General features: G+C 56.0%; 16 protein-coding genes and 1 riboswitch. Of the genes, 10 read left to right on the top strand and 6 right to left on the bottom strand.

Translation table 11 applies throughout. The features are described 5' to 3' along the window. Positions 1–148 precede the first annotated feature (148 nt). From ACFOSS_RS10035 to ACFOSS_RS10000, 8 genes are all read left to right on the top strand, one after another. Complete coding sequence (locus ACFOSS_RS10035; RefSeq protein WP_377152208.1) at positions 149–1,105, top strand: AAA family ATPase; 957 nt, start codon at positions 149–151, stop codon at positions 1,103–1,105. Next, on the top strand, positions 1,102–1,986 hold the full coding sequence (locus ACFOSS_RS10030) for a DUF58 domain-containing protein (protein WP_377152207.1): 885 nt from the start codon (positions 1,102–1,104) through the stop codon (positions 1,984–1,986). Before ACFOSS_RS10035 ends, ACFOSS_RS10030 begins: the two co-directional genes overlap by 4 nt. Further along, on the top strand, positions 1,986–2,441 hold the full coding sequence (locus ACFOSS_RS10025; protein ID WP_377152206.1) for a DUF4381 domain-containing protein: 456 nt from the start codon (positions 1,986–1,988) through the stop codon (positions 2,439–2,441). The genes ACFOSS_RS10030 and ACFOSS_RS10025 overlap by 1 nt, the downstream gene beginning before the upstream one ends. Further along, the gene (locus ACFOSS_RS10020; RefSeq protein WP_377152205.1) at positions 2,429–3,394 is read left to right on the top strand and encodes a VWA domain-containing protein; all 966 of its coding nucleotides are present in this window, start codon (positions 2,429–2,431) and stop codon (positions 3,392–3,394) included. Before ACFOSS_RS10025 ends, ACFOSS_RS10020 begins: the two co-directional genes overlap by 13 nt. After that, positions 3,387–4,859, top strand: coding sequence for a VWA domain-containing protein (locus ACFOSS_RS10015; RefSeq protein ID WP_377152204.1), 1,473 nt, complete (start codon positions 3,387–3,389; stop codon positions 4,857–4,859). The genes ACFOSS_RS10020 and ACFOSS_RS10015 overlap by 8 nt, the downstream gene beginning before the upstream one ends. After that, complete coding sequence (locus ACFOSS_RS10010) at positions 4,853–6,400, top strand: BatD family protein (protein WP_377152203.1); 1,548 nt, start codon at positions 4,853–4,855, stop codon at positions 6,398–6,400. The genes ACFOSS_RS10015 and ACFOSS_RS10010 overlap by 7 nt, the downstream gene beginning before the upstream one ends. A 168-nt stretch (positions 6,401–6,568) precedes the next feature. Continuing rightward, on the top strand, positions 6,569–7,858 hold the full coding sequence (locus tag ACFOSS_RS10005) for an outer membrane protein transport protein (protein WP_377152202.1): 1,290 nt from the start codon (positions 6,569–6,571) through the stop codon (positions 7,856–7,858). Between the two features lie 188 nt (positions 7,859–8,046). Beyond that, positions 8,047–9,261, top strand: a complete 1,215-nt coding sequence (locus tag ACFOSS_RS10000) for an EAL and HDOD domain-containing protein (RefSeq protein ID WP_377152201.1) — start codon at positions 8,047–8,049, stop codon at positions 9,259–9,261. Between the two features lie 17 nt (positions 9,262–9,278). On the opposite strand, the gene ACFOSS_RS09995 is transcribed toward ACFOSS_RS10000, so the two are convergent. Then, on the bottom strand, positions 9,279–9,872 hold the full coding sequence (locus ACFOSS_RS09995) for a thymidine kinase (protein WP_377152200.1): 594 nt from the start codon (positions 9,870–9,872) through the stop codon (positions 9,279–9,281). Between the two features lie 73 nt (positions 9,873–9,945). Further along, entirely contained in the window at positions 9,946–11,523 is a 1,578-nt protein-coding gene (locus ACFOSS_RS09990; protein WP_377152198.1) for a Na+/H+ antiporter NhaC family protein, read from the bottom strand. Positions 11,524–11,615: 92 nt separating this feature from the next. Continuing rightward, a riboswitch (Lysine riboswitch) is annotated at positions 11,616–11,791 on the bottom strand. Between the two features lie 297 nt (positions 11,792–12,088). Here ACFOSS_RS09990 and ACFOSS_RS09985 point away from each other — a divergent pair. Next, positions 12,089–12,493 (top strand): H-NS family histone-like protein, encoded by a 405-nt coding sequence (locus ACFOSS_RS09985; protein ID WP_377152197.1) that lies wholly within the window; start codon positions 12,089–12,091, stop codon positions 12,491–12,493. 52 nt (positions 12,494–12,545) lie between these two features. Next, the gene (rrtA, locus tag ACFOSS_RS09980) at positions 12,546–13,148 is read left to right on the top strand and encodes a rhombosortase (RefSeq protein ID WP_377152196.1); all 603 of its coding nucleotides are present in this window, start codon (positions 12,546–12,548) and stop codon (positions 13,146–13,148) included. Here rrtA and pyrF read toward each other — a convergent pair. Genes pyrF through ihfB form a run of 4 tightly spaced genes read right to left on the bottom strand, consistent with a single transcriptional unit; the run spans position 13,126 to position 15,607 of the window. Next, positions 13,126–13,824, bottom strand: coding sequence for an orotidine-5'-phosphate decarboxylase (pyrF, locus tag ACFOSS_RS09975; protein WP_377152195.1), 699 nt, complete (start codon positions 13,822–13,824; stop codon positions 13,126–13,128). The genes rrtA and pyrF overlap by 23 nt on opposite strands. Positions 13,825–13,835: 11 nt before the next feature. Beyond that, entirely contained in the window at positions 13,836–14,999 is a 1,164-nt protein-coding gene (gene lapB, locus ACFOSS_RS09970; protein WP_377152194.1) for a lipopolysaccharide assembly protein LapB, read from the bottom strand. Further along, a complete protein-coding gene (locus tag ACFOSS_RS09965; RefSeq protein ID WP_377152192.1) occupies positions 14,999–15,292 on the bottom strand; it encodes a LapA family protein in 294 nt (97 codons plus the stop codon). The genes lapB and ACFOSS_RS09965 overlap by 1 nt, the downstream gene beginning before the upstream one ends. Positions 15,293–15,322: 30 nt before the next feature. Further along, the gene (gene ihfB / locus ACFOSS_RS09960; RefSeq protein ID WP_377152191.1) at positions 15,323–15,607 is read right to left on the bottom strand and encodes an integration host factor subunit beta; all 285 of its coding nucleotides are present in this window, start codon (positions 15,605–15,607) and stop codon (positions 15,323–15,325) included. Positions 15,608–15,612 lie beyond the last annotated feature (5 nt).

The raw sequence follows: 15,612 nt of genomic DNA, 5'->3' as shown, positions 1-15,612 counted from the left end.
ATGGACCTGATTCAAATTTAACGTGTTTTTTACAACCATGAGCGTCGATTGCTTCACATTGTCACGCGCCAAAATACACAACCGCTGCCCAAGCCGGACGCGGCAAGGTAAGATCGCCGCTCACAAGGACAGGTTTTAAGGCGTTGATATGTCAAGACAAGCGCTTAATGCGGTGCGTTCCTACCTCAACGATCAGGTCATTGGACAACCGGATCTGGTAGACGGGTTACTGACGGCGTTACTGGCCGACGGCCACATTCTGGTCGAAGGGCCGCCAGGACTGGCGAAAACCCGTGCGGTCAAGCTGCTGGCAAACTGTATCGAAGGACGCTTTCACCGCATTCAATTCACGCCGGATCTGCTACCTGCCGATCTCACCGGTACCGACATTTACCGCCCGCAGGATGGCAGCTTTGTCTTCCAGCCCGGCCCGCTGTTTCATCATCTGCTGCTGGCCGATGAGATCAACCGCGCCCCCGCCAAGGTGCAAAGCGCCCTGCTCGAAGCCATGGCCGAGCAACAGATCACCATTGGACGCAAAAGCTACCAGCTGCCGGAGCTGTTTCTGGTGATGGCCACCCAAAACCCCATCGAGCAGGAAGGCACCTATCCCCTGCCGGAGGCCCAGCTCGACCGCTTCATGCTACATCTTGAAATCGGCTATCCGGATGCGATGACCGAGTTGGCCATCCTGCGGCTTAATCACAGCGAAAATACCCAGCCGCGCACGCCCGAGCCACCCGCATTGACCCAGCAACAGCTGTTTGCCTGTCGCCAGGAGGTGCTGGCCGTCAAGCTGGCACCGGCCATCGAAAATTACATTGTCAGCGTGGTGATGGCGACACGTCGCCCCCTCGGCTATGACGCCGAGCTGGCACGCTGGCTCAGCTACGGTGCCAGCCCGCGTGCGACCATGGCATTGGCGCGGTGTGCCCGCGTCCGTGCCTGGTTGCAAGGGCGTGAGTTCGTGACACCGGATGATGTGCAAGCCTGCGCCTATCCGATCTTGCGCCATCGCCTGATCCTCAGTATGGAGGCCGAGGCCGATGGCGTGGACGCCAACAAAGTGATTCAGCGGCTGTTGCAGAAGGTTGTGGTGCCATGACACCCGGAGTCAGCCTGGAGCTTGAGCAGTTGCTGCAGGTGCCACCATTGAGCCAAATGCTCGCAACACGCCAGGTCAGCAACCATAAGACCGGGATCAATCAGGCCAGCAGTAAAGGACGCGGCATGGAGTTTGCCGAGGTTCGCCCCTACCTGGCCGGCGACGATGTACGCAGTATCGACTGGCGTATCACCGCCCGCACCGGCAAACCCCACACCAAGCTGTTTCGTGAAGAGCGCGACCGATGTGTTTATGTGCTGCTGGATTTAGACCCGGGTATGTATTTTGGCTCTCATGGCCAGCTCAAGGCCCGATTGGCGACCCTAGTGGCTGCCGCCGCCAGCTGGCAGGCATTGGCGCAGGGCGACAAGATCGGCGGCATCGTGCTGATCGGCGACGAGCCGGTTCGCCAGCCGCCTGCCGGACGGCGGCGCGATCTGCTGACCTGGTTGCACACGCTGCATCAGAGCTACCAACAGGGATTGAGCAGACATCCGGTGACACCGCGGTTGTGCGACGGCCTCAAACTCTTGTCCCAGACCATTCGCCCCGGCAGTCTGGTCCATATCATCAGTGATTTTTACCGCACCTCGGATGAACTGTGGCTCTGGTTGCGGCGTTTGCATAAATCCCACCATGTCCGATGTTATCAGGTGCTGGATCACCTTGAGCTAACGTTGCACGGCAAAGGCTCGCTCGCTGTCGACAATGGCCGTGAGGAAGGCTTCCTGACCAGTTTCGACAGCAAATTCGCACAGCATTACCGTCAAGTCGCCCAGCATCGCCAACATCAGGTGCAACGACATCTGCACGAGTGCTGTCAGCGGGCCTATCAGTTGGATGCGGCACGAGCTCTGGGCTCGAAACGGGGGATCGGCTGATGTCCTATCCACTGCACTTGCTGCGGGATATTCATACCAGCACCCCGCCGGCATCCCAGTGGTGGAGCCATGTTTGGCTCTGGAGCGCGGTCGCGGGTTTAACCCTGCTGGTGCTGCTGATTTGGCGTCTATGGCCACTGCTGCTCGCGGCATTTCGCCTGAGCCGACTCTGGCGCCTGCACCGCCAGGCGGACTGGATCCAACGGCTCAATCTCTGGCTCAAGCAGACCAGCCTGCTGTTATTACCGCGAGAACAGGTGGCGCCGTTATCCGGCGAGGCGTGGTTGATCTGTCTTGATCAGCTGGGTCACAGTCAATGGCAACGCTGGGGGGCGCAGTGGTCGAGCTGGCTTTATGGTGGTGAAAGCGTACCGGATGCTATCTGTGCACAATTACATCGCCAGTGTTGGCGCTGGTGGCGGCAACTGCTGTGGAGGCGTTTATGCTCACGCTGATCTGGCCATGGGCACTGGGCCTGCTGTTACTGCCAATCTTCGTTCGCCTTCTTCCGGCCTCGGTGCAGTTGGCCAGACATGCGGTGCGCATCCCGACGCTGCCACACCTGAGCATGCAAGGCGGTCAACGGGATCCGGGCATGCTGATGGCCGCCTGGTGCTGCTGGGCCTTATTCACGCTGGCGTTATCGCGCCCGGTGTGGCTGGACAAACCGGTGCCGCTGGAGCGGCCGCACCGCGATATTCTGCTGGCAATCGATCTCTCCGACAGCATGCGGATCCCGGATATGATGCAAAACGGCCGCCTGGTCAATCGGCTGACCGTCGTCAAACAGCAGCTTCGCGACTTTATCGGTCAGCGGGCCGGTGATCGTATGGGGTTAATCCTGTTTGCCGATCACGCCTATTTGATGTCTCCCCTTACCCCGGACTGGCAGACACTACAGCACTTTGTCGATGAACTCGATTTCAGCATGGCCGGTTCATTAACCTCCATCGCCGAGGCCATCACCCTGGCACTGCATCGATTTGAAGTGCAGGGGTCGCGGCAGAAGATCCTGATCCTGCTCAGTGATGGACGCGATACGGTAGAGGGTGTCAGTCCGGTTGCGGCGGCACGGTTGGCCGCCAGCAAAGGCATGCGCATCTATAGCATCGGCTTGGGTGCCGCTGTCACCATGGTCGATCCCATCACAGGTGATCAAATTGATCCGGGGAATGATCTGGATGAAAAGACGCTCAATGAGCTGGCCATCCAGACCCAGGGCCAATATTTTCGTGCCCGGGATCCGGAATCGCTAGCCAGCATTTATCACGAAATCAGCGCTCTGGAAGCCGTTGAGAAGAGCCAGCGCCACTACCAGCCGCGTACCGAGCTCTATGCGTGGCCGTTGCTGATGGCCAGCCTGTTGTCACTGCTGCTGATGGTGCTGTATCGGAGGAGACATGGCTGACTGGACACTGTTGCGTCCCTACTGGGGCTTAATCTGGTGTGTGCCCTTGGTGCTGCAGCTGTGGCACTGGCATCGGCAGCACAGCGGGCAGAGTTTTATCAACAGTCGCCTGCTAGGCTACCTGCGCCAACAGGGCGAACAGCAGGCGTCCCGGCCATTGCGCTGGCTCTGGCTGCCCTGGACCCTGCTGATCCTGGCCTTGATGGGACCGGCGCATCGTCAGCCCAGCCCGCTGTATCAACGGGACGATATCTGGATCTGGATGCTGGATGTCTCGCGCTCGATGCAGGCCGACGACCTGCCGCCGAACCGCTTGTTACAGGCCCGTTACCGGTTGATGGAACTGCTCGCCCTGGCCGATGGACGGCGCATCGCCCTGATCGCCTATGCCGGTGATGCCTACCTGATCACGCCCCCCACCGACGATGTCCAGACCCTGTCGCACATGTTGCGGGAGCTGGAACCGGATGTGATGCCGGTTGCCGGCTCGGCACCTGAACGCGCTGTGCAGCTGGCCTTGGCCCTGCAAGCCCGCAATGCGCAGGCCAGGACCGAACTGCTGCTGATCACCGATGACATGACGGCGCCCCAGGCCAACCGCATCAGCCAACTGCTCCGGCCGACAGGACAGCCGCTGGATATTATGGCGGTCGGGACGCCACAGGGCGCCGCGATTCCGCTTACCGGTGGCGGCCTGCTGCGCGATCGTCACGGCCAGGTCGTTATCGCCCGCACGCCGCTGACGCAACTGGCTCAACTCGCGGCCGACACTCAGGGGCGCATCATAGATACACAGGCGGATGTCAGCCTGTTGCAACACTTTGCCGCACAGGCACAAGGATCCGCCCACCGACTCGATCTGCACAACCAGCAATGGCAAGATCTGGGCTTCTGGCTGTTGCCTGCCCTGCTGCCCCTGGCCTGGTTGTTCCGTCGGGGCTGGTTGTTTGTCTGTCTGCTGTTACCCGCTGTTTGGCATCCCCACTCCGCCATGGCAGACAATCTCGCCGCCAGCCAGGCCTATCGGCAAGGCGACTATGTCAGTGCCGCCCGCCAGTTCGACGATGCACGCTGGCGAGGACACGCCTTGTACCGGTCGGGCGATTTTGCCGGCGCCATCCTGGCCTACCGCGACGCCCAACCCGATGCCGAGACCTGTTATAACCTGGGCAATGCCTATGCCCAACAGCTGGCATTCGAAGAGGCAATAGCCGCCTATGATCAGGCGCTGCAACTGGACCCCAGCCTGCAGGATGCCCGCCTGAACCGCGAGCTGGTCCTCGCCTGGCTGGCCCAGCAAACGACGACGCAACCCGCTCGTAAACGGCCCACCCCCACACCCGCCGTGCCGGATGATACCTCTTTGCTGCCAAACCAGGCGGCTGACCCGGGTAATCTGATGCGCAACCGGCTGCAGTTGCAACAACAACGTCGGCAGACACGCGAGGGGGCGCAACCATGGTGAAAACGCTACTGCAACTGTGCGTGCTATGTGGTTGCATTTTGTGCCAGGTGCAGGCCAGCAGTCGTGTCACAGTGGATAAAGCCCGGCTGTATGCCGACGAAAGTGTTAACTTGACCGTCATCGCCAATGACCGGTTAGGTGTAGCGGCGTTAGACATCCGCCCCCTGTTACGGCAGTTCATTGTAGGTGAGATTCGCTACCGGGAAAAAAGTGTGGCCAACGCACTGCAAAGCATCTGGCAAATTCCGCTTATCCCACGCCAGACCGGTACACTGCTGATTCCGCCACTGCCGTTGGCCAACCAGAAGACAACGGCGTTACCACTGGAAGTCATGGCCAGCCCTGCCCCCGCAGGTTATGGCGTGCCGCCGTTGATCACGGTAAAAATCACCCCCGACATCTTGTATCCAGGGGCCGTCGCCCTCTATCAGCTTGAGGTGCGGCAACCCGTCGGTATCCGTCTTGAGTCTCTCACCCCCCCGCAGTGGCATGATCAGCCCCTGACACAAGTTGGAGACGACGAGGTAGAGCAACGCAGCCAAGCCGGCACATCGTACCGGGTACTCCGTCGTTATTACCGGTTGCTGGCCGATACTGCCGGTAGCAGTGACATTGTCGGGCCACTGCTACAGGCCAGCCATACCGATGCCACCACACTCAAGAGTCAGAACTTCATGCAGCAGGCACCGACACAGAGTCTGACCGTCCGCCCCTTGCCGGCGCAGGCGCCACGTCTGGTCAGCCGCCAGCTCAGCAGCCGCGTGGAACTGCAACCGGCGAGCGGTCCCTACCCGGCAGGAGTGCCAATTCTGGCGATTGTGAGCTGGCAGGCCATCGGCAATACCCTGTCGCAACTGCCTGCGCCTGAATTGCCGACCATCCCGGGAGTGCGCGTCTATCTGGATGGCGTAACAGAACAAGAGATCATCCGCCAGGGCCAACTGGTCGCCGAGCGGAGTATCCGCTACGCCTTTATTCCGCAGGACTCGGGGCGATTGCAAATTCCGCCCTCACAGCTGTCCTGGTTTAATCTGCTCAGTGGCCACAGCGAGCTGGCGCAGGTGAATTACCCGCAGCTGGAGATTGCCGACAACAGCAGCGTGATCTCCAGTCAGCCTTTAGCGCAACCGACCCGCTCGAGTCGCGCGATTTGGCCCTTTATGGCGGGTGCCACCCTCCTCCTGGGTGCCGGCGTGGTCGGCTATCGACGCTATCGCCCCAACTGGCGTGCACTGCCTCTTTACGCCCGACTGCATCACAGCGTGCAACTCAGGCGTGCACTGCGCAAGCATGATGCCCCTGCCACCCGGCACGCGCTGATTGCCTGGGGGCAGATCCGATGGCCACAACAGAGCATCACCGGCATCGAAACCCTGCCGTGCTACCGGGCGCTGGCGGCAGAGCTGGATGCATTGCAAGCGGCCTGCTATGCCGGCACAACCCTCGACTGGAACAGCCGCGCCTTGGCAAGAGCCTTGCGTACATGGCGACCACCACGACCGCATAACTCGGTAAAACTGAACCCTGATAGCGTGATTTAACCGCGAACGTGCGCCGAACTAGAAGATTTCATGTGTTTTTTCTGCATTTTTGAGAGCCGTCACTCCAGATGTCATCTGGTCAGATTTGTCACCTAGTGATTGCTCAGTAAGATGGCGCGCCTTTTACCTGCTAACCCTCTTATCAGGACAAAATAAACAGGAAAAAACATGAAAATGACCCGAATCAGTCTGGCGCTCTGCAGTGCAATGGTCGCGCTTAGTTACAACCAGGCCTATGCATCCGCATTCAATTTGAACGAGCACTCAGCCACCGGTCTGGGCCGAGCCTTTGCCGGTGAAGGCGCCATCGCCGACAATGCGGCGGTTCTCGCCAGAAACCCGGCTGCCATGACGCGTTTTGACAGCATGGCCGTCTCCGTTGCCGCCACATACGTCAAACCCAATATCGATATCAAGGGCCGTGATAACCTCACTATCCCGACCGGGAGTGGCGCCGCTACCCTGCCCAGCAGCTCGCTGGATGCCAACGACATTGCCCCGAGTGCCGTCGTACCCGCGTCTTACTTCATCCAGCCGCTGAATGACAAGTGGAGTTGGGGCCTGGCCCTGTTTACCAACTATGGTCTCTCCACCAAGTTTGATGAAAATTATGCCGCCGGCATCATCGGTGGTGAGACCGAGCTGACGACGTTCAACATCAACCCGAACTTTGCATACAAGATCAACGATCAATGGAGCTTCGGTGCCGGAATCAACGCCATCTATGCCGATGCCACGCTGATTCGTCGTGCTGGTGCGGTCTCGATGCTCAATCCGCAATTGCAAGCCAGTACCCCATTGGTCAACCTGTCGGGTGACACCTGGGACTGGGGCTGGAACACCGGCGTGCTGTTTGAGCTGAATGAAGATCATCGTTGGGGCCTCAGCTACCGTTCTGGCACCACACTGACCTTCAAGGGTGACTTCACTGGTACCAGCTCAGGCTATCAACAGGTTCCTGGTGCGCTGGACCTCGAATTGCCGGCCTTGGCCGAATTCTCTGGTTACGATCGCCTGAGCGAACAATTTGCCGTGCACTATTCAGTACAGTGGACGGGTTGGGATGTCTTCAAGGAGTTGAAGGCGACCAGCAGCCAATGCAACAACGGTGTCTGCTTCCAGAAGGATCAAGACTTCTCTGACAGCTGGCGCTATGCCATCGGCGGCACTTACTACGTCAATCCTGAGTGGACGTTGCGCGCCGGTTTTGCCCTGGATCGTCAAGCCGCACACGATGTGATCAGTATTCCGGACACCGAGCGTATGTGGTACTCGCTGGGCGCCAGCTACCAGGTGAACCGCAATTGGAGCATCGATCTTGGTCTGGCCTATCTGGATGGCAAGGACGTCAATATTGATGAACCGCTGACAGTACCAGGTGTCGGCACCCTGACGGTTCCTTACACATCCAGTGCCTCAGCATTTTTGTCAGCCGCTCAGGTCAACTACTTGTTCTGATTCGCGTCTACAAGCTCAAGGCCCTGCGGGGCCTTTTGTTTTTGCTTCTTTTTTCTGCGAACACTTGCACAATGTGCTGCAGAGCTCGCTATTTCATATCCCTACTGTTGCCTGACGCGCCAAGCTGCTGCACATTGTTGCCGAGACGGCTCGAAACCACCGGTTTCGGATGTGATAGGGATGTGAAGATGTACTCTTTTGTGGCAAGGCAACCCATTCTGGATGAGCACCAACGCCCGGTTGCCTATGAACTGTTATTTCGCAAAGGGCTGAGCAATGCCTTTCCGAATGTCACCGCCGAACAAGCCACCACGTGCCTGATAGCCGAACAGTTTCTTAGCCAACCCATACAGCAGCTGGTCGGTGATCATCGTTGCTATATCAATTTCCCATATAGTCTGCTGCTCAACGGGCTTGCCGATTCCCTGCCCCGTGAGCAGGTTGTTATCGAGATCCTCGAGGATGCCGAGCCGGACCAGCAGCTGTTTGACTGTGTTCGCGGCTTGAAGGACAAAGGATTTCGTCTGGCACTAGATGACTTCACCCTGGATCCGCGCTGGGAACGTTTCTTACCCTACATTGACATCATCAAGTTTGATTTTCGGCTGACATCACACGACGAAATGGCCGCCTATATCGCTGCGCACAAGCATACACCGCTCATCTACCTGGCGGAAAAGGTGGAGACACAGCAGGAGTTCATGGCCGCGCGACAGATGGGATTCACCCTGTTTCAAGGCTACTTCTTCAGCCGACCAGAAATCGTGCAGCGCAAGACGCTCTCCGAGAGCCAGTTGACAGTGATGCAACTGCTCAAGGAGGTCAATGCACCTGAGCTGGATTATGTCCGCATCGAAGAGCTGTTGAACCGCGATCTGTCTTTGGCATACAAACTGATGCGCTATGTCAACAACCTGCGCTATCGCGCCGCGGACCCTATCACCTCATTCCGGCATGCCACCGTGTTTCTCGGCCAGCAGGAGATGCGTCGCTTTGTCTCGCTGGTCAGTGCCACCAGCGGCGGAGAGAACAAATCCACCGAACTGTACCGGATGAGCCTGATCCGCGGCCGCTTCTGTGAACTGCTGTCATTGCACCGTCAGGGCTGGACCGATCCGGCGGAGGCGTTTTTATGCGGACTGTTCTCGCTGCTCGAGGCCATCCTCGACCAACCGTTTGTCGACATCCTCGCCCAGATCCCGCTCTCTGATCAGATCAAGCAGGCCTTACTGGAGAAACGCGGCGAGCTGGCGTTCTATCTGGCCTTCGTCACAGACTACGAAACCCTCAACTGGGACAGACTTAAACTCCGGGCGGAGAAAATTCAACTCAGCGAGGAGCAGACAATCAACCTGTTCCTGGAGGCATCCAAGTGGGCCGATCAGGTGATGTCCTCGCACTGAGCGCATCCAGCTTCGCGTTACCCCTGCCCCTGTGGTAATGCCACGCCTTGCAGATAGTGCTTGCGGCACAAGGACACATAGCGATCATTGCCACCGATCTCGACCTGGGCTCCTTCCCTGAGCACTGTGCCATCCGGTGCCAAGCGCGCGTTCATATGAGCCTTGCTGCCGCACCAGCATATGCTCTTGAGCTCCTCCACCTTGTCCGCCAGACACAATAAATGGTATGCCCCTTCGAACAGTTCACCACGAAAATCGCTTTTGAGACCATAGGCAATGACCGGAATATCCAGCTCATCAACCACCCGCGCCAGCTGGTAGACCTGCGCGCGGGTTAAAAATTGGGCCTCATCAATAATGCAGACATGCAGCGGGGTCGCCTGATGCCGGCTCAGCACAATGGCGAACAGATCGCTTTGCGGTGAAAACACATCCACCTTCAGCTCCAGGCCTACGCGCGCGGCGATAACCCCGACACCAAACCGATCGTCAATCGCCGGGGTCATGGCATACGGCGTCATCCCTCTTTCGCAATAATTGAAATGAGCCTGGATCAGTTGGGTGGATTTACCCGAGTTCATTGCGGCAAATTTGTAATGTAGCGAGGCCATGCTGTCTCCTGAAAAATAACCGCGACATAATGCCAGAAAATGAAAAGGGGCCGAAGCCCCTTGATCATGCGGTTTAAGCCAGCGACGGCGCTATTGCTCGCTGTCGACCGAGTAAAATCGTCAGGCCGATGGCAAACCAGATCCCGGCACCGATGTAGGCCAGCCAGGTGCTGCCCGAGAGCCCCATCAGCAGATACGCAACCAGGGCTCCAAAGGCTACAAACAGCGCATAGGGCAGTTGTGTCATCACGTGATCGATATGATGGCAACTGGCACCAGTCGACGAAAGAATCGTGGTATCCGAGATCGGTGAACAGTGGTCGCCAAAAACAGCTCCGGCCAGCACGGCGGACAGACTCACCATCAGCAAACTTGGCTCAGCCGCCACCACCATGTCGGCGGCCAAGGGCAGCATGATTCCAAACGTACCCCAACTTGTTCCGGTCGAAAATGCCATGGCACCAGCCAGAACAAACAGCATGGCCGGCAACATCCAGGTTGGCACCCCGAGGCTGACCAACGAGGAGAGGTATTTTCCGGTTTCCATATCGCGGATCACGGCACCGATGGCCCAGGCCAAGACCAGAATACGAATGGCCGGCCACATGGCTTGCACACCGTGCACGGCAACCTGAGTCCACTGGCGAATGGTTAGACGCAATCGCAACGCCAACATCACGGCACTGGCCAACGCCAAGGCGCCGCCTTTTACCAGCGAGCCGCCGACATCGGTATTCTCAAAGGCCTTGAGCAGCGAAAACGGCTCGCCTGCGGCTGTCAGTTTGAGCGCCCCGCTATAGATCATAAAGAATACGGTCGCGGTCACCAGAAACAGAATGGGAACAACCAAATCCCACACCCGACCACGAGACGAAGGGGCCAGCGAAGAGGTTTCGCCAGGCGGAACGCCTTTTTGCGCATCAAACAGCTGCCCTTCGCGCGCTGCGGCTTCATGCCGGGCCATCAGTCCCACATCCTTTTGGAACAGGACGATCGCCAGCACCAACAACAAGGTAAACACGGCGTAGAAATTCAGTGGAATCATGGCAAGAAAGGCCGAGAATGCGGTCACCTGGGTCATGCCATGGGCAGTTAAGATACCGCCAATCAGCGCAATGATATAAGCGCCCCAGGAAGAAATTGGCATCAAGACGCACACCGGCGCGGCTGTCGAATCGAGCAAATAGGCCAATTTGGCCCGGGATATCTGATAGCGATCGGTCACGGGCCGGCAGATGGTCCCTACCGCCAGACTATGAAAATAGTCATCAATAAAAAACAGAAATACCAGCAATCCCGTCATCAACTTGGCTTGCCGGCGTGTCTTGATGTGTTGCTCCGCCCAATCAGCGAAAGCGCGGGTGCCGCCAGAAAGTGTCATCAAACTGATCAGGCAGCCAAGCAACAATAAAAATAACAGGATATTTACGTTCCACAGATTCCAGTCATTATCCTGCCAGAAAATGCCCTGGAAGAGCTTGCCCAAATAGACTGTAGTGCCCACAGGCTCGCCGGCCGACAGTAACAATGCGCCAGTGACGATGCCTGCACCGAGGGATAACAGAACTTTGCGAGTGGCAACGGCCAGGACTACCGTCAACAGTGGCGGAATGATGGAGAGAATTGAATCGGAATAGTGTGTGATACTCATGATCTCGGGTCACCTATAAACATCAGGTGGAGATCTACCGAAGAGGAATAGAAGACAAATATCAGGAAAAATATTCCTGTTGAGACTCCTGCCCTTTCAGTAGCGCTCCATAGTTTGCTCAGACTATGGCAGTGACATTCCTGTTCGAAATGCCCCCAGCAAACGCTCATGACGGAACGTTTACTTCGGCGCTGACGCCTTTCATCGGACTTCACAGGTGTCACCCTCGTCCCAACTACTCTTCGGCAGCGCAACCTCTACTCAAGGTAAGTCGAGCATCTTACTGACATTGGCGCCAAGGTCAATATTTTTATCCGGCAACCTAGCAAAAACCAGCGAAATCGATTGACATGGCAGATTGAAACACAACCCCATTGAGTGTGTTTGCGATAATGATATTTGACTGACGCGACCCGCTGCAGAAAATATCGCATTATTTATTCGTGACGATATTTATTATTTCCAGCCAGCTTGACAATTTTTACTAGCCTATTAAATTAAAAAAAGGTTAATAGTCACAATAAAGAAATCACCACCCAATACCCTCGGATTAAGTGAGACGAACATGAGTGAATTTTTGAAGGTGTTTTTAAATATTCGGAGCCTGCGCGCCGTGGCTCGGGATCTGACGCTGGAACAATTGGAAGAAGGGCTGGCAAAACTCACCAGTATTGTTGAAGAGCGCCGTGCCAATGATGAAGATGAGCGCAAATCCCGTGAAGAGCGTCTGCGTAAAATCAACGAATACATGAATATGCTTCGCGCCGATGGCATTGATCCAACTGAGCTGTTTCCAGCGGCGGCAAGCGATGTAGAAAAAAGCAGCAAGCGTGCACCACGCCCGGCGAAATATCGTTATCTTGATGAAAACGGTCAGGAAAAGACCTGGACCGGTCAAGGCCGCCAACCCTCTCCGATCCGCAAAGCCATAGAAAACGAAGGCAAAAGCCTCAACGATTTCTTAATTTGATATCTAAGAAAATGAAAGAGGGGCTGACGCCCCTTTTCTTTTAGTGACCATCATGATTAAACAAGGCACTGCATTCTGGTGTTTCTTGCTATTGGCTCTGGTTTTTTCCTGCGTAGTTCAGAGCTTCGGTAATGACTCGCTATTATCCTTTGACCGTAGCGCTATTTTGTCTGGAGAGTATTGGCGTCTCATCACTGGGGGCTGGCTGCATCATAATGCTCCCCACATGTTAATGAATCTGCTGGCATTGAGCATATTATGGTGCCTGTTGATTCCGCCTCTAACCGATGGCTTCTGTTTATTACTCTTGGTGTTGCTCGTGAGTCTGGTTGATCTGGGAATATTGATCCTGGTTCCTAAAACGCAACATTACTGGGGGCTATCAGGTGCCCTGCATGGTCTGTTCGCCATCGCAACCTGTCTGCAATTTATTGACAAGAAACGCCTGGCCGCACTCTGGTTAATCGGGCTGATATTAAAACTAGTATGGGATACTGCGCATCTCGACGATACGACAGCCCAGCTAATCGGGACTCGGGTTCATGTCGAGTCACATATTTTGGGCAGTATGGCTGGGCTGGCTATCGGGCTGGCGCTGCTGTTATGGCAACGCCAGGCCCAACGAAACAGGGTTAACCTAACAACGAAAGATTAATGCGCGCTAACGTGGCAGCAGGATCGACCGACTGGGTGATCGGTCGACCGATAACCAGATAATCCGAACCCTGACGACATGCCTGTTCGGGGGTCAGCACACGACGTTGGTCTCCCAGCTCGGCATCAGCAGGGCGTATACCCGGGGTGATCAATTTGAATTCGGCACCCAGCGCCGGTTTTAACAACGGCGCTTCCTGTGCAGAGCAGACGACACCATCCAGACCACAATCGCGAGTCAAAGTAGCCAGCCTTAATACCTGCTCCTGAATCGGAGTTGCAATACCGATAGCCTGTAATTCAGGCTGCTCCATGCTGGTAAGTACCGTGACGGCGATCAGCAAGGGTTTGTCATCCCCATATCGTTCGAGCGCCTCTCTGGCTGCAACCATCATGCGCGGACCACCACTGGCATGAACATTCACCATCCAGACACCCAGCTCGGCGGCAGCAGTTACCGCTTTTGCGACTGTATTGGGAATATCATGGAATTTCAGATCCAGAAACACATCAAAGCCGCGCTGTTGTAAATTACGCACCAACTGAGGACCGAACAGTGTAAACATCTCTTTGCCTACCTTGAGACGACAGGCCTCGGGAGAAACCTGATCGACAAACTGGTAAGCATCCTCTTCACGCGCATAATCCAGCGCCACCACAACTTTAGGATCCAACATTCTTACTCCCGTTACTCGCCATCCAGACCACGGATGGGCTTGATCGTCGCCCATTGCTTGCACGATGGGCACTGCCAGAAAATCAAACGTGATGTAAAGCCACAATGTGTACAGCAGTAACGAGGCTTGGCTCGAATCTGCTCCTCCACCAACTGCTTAAGCAGGCCTATGCTCTCAACGGCTCGCGGATTATCTAACTCAGAGAGTCGATAATCCATCAGTTTGGCAAACGACTTCATCGTGGGATGCCGCTTAAGCTCTCGCAAAACAAAAGATTCTGCCTCGGCGCTCTGCCCTTGCGCTGTCATCAGGTCCGACAACGCAAGGGCAACACTGGCCGAGCCACTCGCGTCCAACCATTGTCTTAGAATGCTGGTATAACGCTCATCCGGATTGCTAAAACAGCGAGCAAGCAACGGCAACGCCTCACTGACCATATCAGGTGACTGTTGTCCCAAGGGCGCCAAGACGACAACCGCACTGGAAATATCGTTTTGCTGAAGATAAATTTCGGCAAGACGCAAACTGGCTCGCACACAATCCGGTCTAATCTGTAGCGCTTTGCGTAACCGCGTAATCGCCTTGCGTTCCTGACCAGACTGCAGATCCATCTCAGCCAATTCGCAATGGAATTGCGCCAATGGCATCTGGATTTTTTCACCCAGCTTTTTACTGTTGCGCTGCGCCACCTCGATGGCACGCTCCCAGTCTCGAAGTTGTTGATACAAGTTGATCAACAATTCAGCCGCTTCGATTTCATGTTCATCATGCCGTACCAGCTCGACCAGGATCTCCTCGGCCCGATCCAGCAACCCAGCCGCAACAAAATCTCGCGCCAGTTCGAGCATGGCCCAATCGCGTTGCTCAAAAGTCAACGACGGTCTGGCGACCAGGTTTTGGTGGATACGAATGGCCCTGTCTACCTCGCCACGTTGGCGAAATAAATTACCGAGCGCCATGTGAGTCTCAAGCGTCTCTTCGTCAACTTGCAGAAGTTCAATAAAGAGATCGACCGCCTTATCAGGCTGGTCTGAAAGCAGAAAATTGATCCCGGCGACATAATTGCGGGACAACTTGTGGCTCGACTGCTGATTATCGAGACGGACCCCCCGCTGCCCCATATACCAACCATAGGCGGCGGCAATAGGTAACAACAGAAACAGTAGTTCAAGCATTAATCATTTCTGCCCGAGACAGCCGATTCTCCGTCATTGCGACGATGCTGTTCTTTCACCAACTGCTTACGCAAGGAACGCCTGGTCATTCTTAGGCGGACAATCCAGAAAGCGGACATGAGCCAAGCCAGAACAAACCCGGATAAAAACCAGAAAACCATCAGGCTGGATAGTCGATATTCACCCTGTGCCAGCAAGAAATTGAATCGGACATAGCTGCCATTTTCTGCACCTAATGTCAGCCCCACGGCGGCAAGCATGATCACCACCAGAACAGTGACTAATGTACGCACCCGTCGTCTCCGTCTGTGTGTTTACGCGCGTCAAATGGACTCATTGACGCGTTCACGAAGCTCTTTGCCTGGCTTGAAATGCGGAACAGATTTGCCAAGCAACTCCACTTTTTCACCAGTTTTGGGGTTACGGCCAACGCGTGGTGCACGGTAATGCAGAGAAAAACTGCCAAAGCCTCGGATCTCGATACGGTCACCGCTTTGCAGCGTGATCGCCATCTGTTCAAGAATCTCGCGGATCGCCGCTTCAACATCTTTGGCTGAAAGATGGGCATATTTGCCAGAGAGACGCTCTATCAGATCAGACTTGGTCATTATCC

The sequence above is a fragment of the Pseudaeromonas sharmana genome, from assembly GCF_042649925.1.
In the GTDB taxonomy this organism is placed as follows: Bacteria; Pseudomonadota; Gammaproteobacteria; order Enterobacterales; family Aeromonadaceae; genus Pseudaeromonas; species Pseudaeromonas sharmana.
The sequence above is the reverse complement of the archived record's forward strand: the minus strand, read 5'-3'. Positions and strand labels throughout refer to the sequence as shown.

Coding starts and splice junctions, on each gene's coding strand:
- ACFOSS_RS10035 (WP_377152208.1), top strand. CDS start 149: ATGTCAAGACAAGCGCTTAATGCGGTGCGTTCCTACCTCAACGATCAG.
- ACFOSS_RS10030 (WP_377152207.1), top strand. CDS start 1,102: ATGACACCCGGAGTCAGCCTGGAGCTTGAGCAGTTGCTGCAGGTGCCA.
- ACFOSS_RS10025 (WP_377152206.1), top strand. CDS start 1,986: ATGTCCTATCCACTGCACTTGCTGCGGGATATTCATACCAGCACCCCG.
- ACFOSS_RS10020 (WP_377152205.1), top strand. CDS start 2,429: ATGCTCACGCTGATCTGGCCATGGGCACTGGGCCTGCTGTTACTGCCA.
- ACFOSS_RS10015 (WP_377152204.1), top strand. CDS start 3,387: ATGGCTGACTGGACACTGTTGCGTCCCTACTGGGGCTTAATCTGGTGT.
- ACFOSS_RS10010 (WP_377152203.1), top strand. CDS start 4,853: ATGGTGAAAACGCTACTGCAACTGTGCGTGCTATGTGGTTGCATTTTG.
- ACFOSS_RS10005 (WP_377152202.1), top strand. CDS start 6,569: ATGAAAATGACCCGAATCAGTCTGGCGCTCTGCAGTGCAATGGTCGCG.
- ACFOSS_RS10000 (WP_377152201.1), top strand. CDS start 8,047: ATGTACTCTTTTGTGGCAAGGCAACCCATTCTGGATGAGCACCAACGC.
- ACFOSS_RS09995 (WP_377152200.1), bottom strand. CDS start 9,872: ATGGCCTCGCTACATTACAAATTTGCCGCAATGAACTCGGGTAAATCC.
- ACFOSS_RS09990 (WP_377152198.1), bottom strand. CDS start 11,523: ATGAGTATCACACACTATTCCGATTCAATTCTCTCCATCATTCCGCCA.
- ACFOSS_RS09985 (WP_377152197.1), top strand. CDS start 12,089: ATGAGTGAATTTTTGAAGGTGTTTTTAAATATTCGGAGCCTGCGCGCC.
- rrtA (WP_377152196.1), top strand. CDS start 12,546: ATGATTAAACAAGGCACTGCATTCTGGTGTTTCTTGCTATTGGCTCTG.
- pyrF (WP_377152195.1), bottom strand. CDS start 13,824: ATGTTGGATCCTAAAGTTGTGGTGGCGCTGGATTATGCGCGTGAAGAG.
- lapB (WP_377152194.1), bottom strand. CDS start 14,999: ATGCTTGAACTACTGTTTCTGTTGTTACCTATTGCCGCCGCCTATGGT.
- ihfB (WP_377152191.1), bottom strand. CDS start 15,607: ATGACCAAGTCTGATCTGATAGAGCGTCTCTCTGGCAAATATGCCCAT.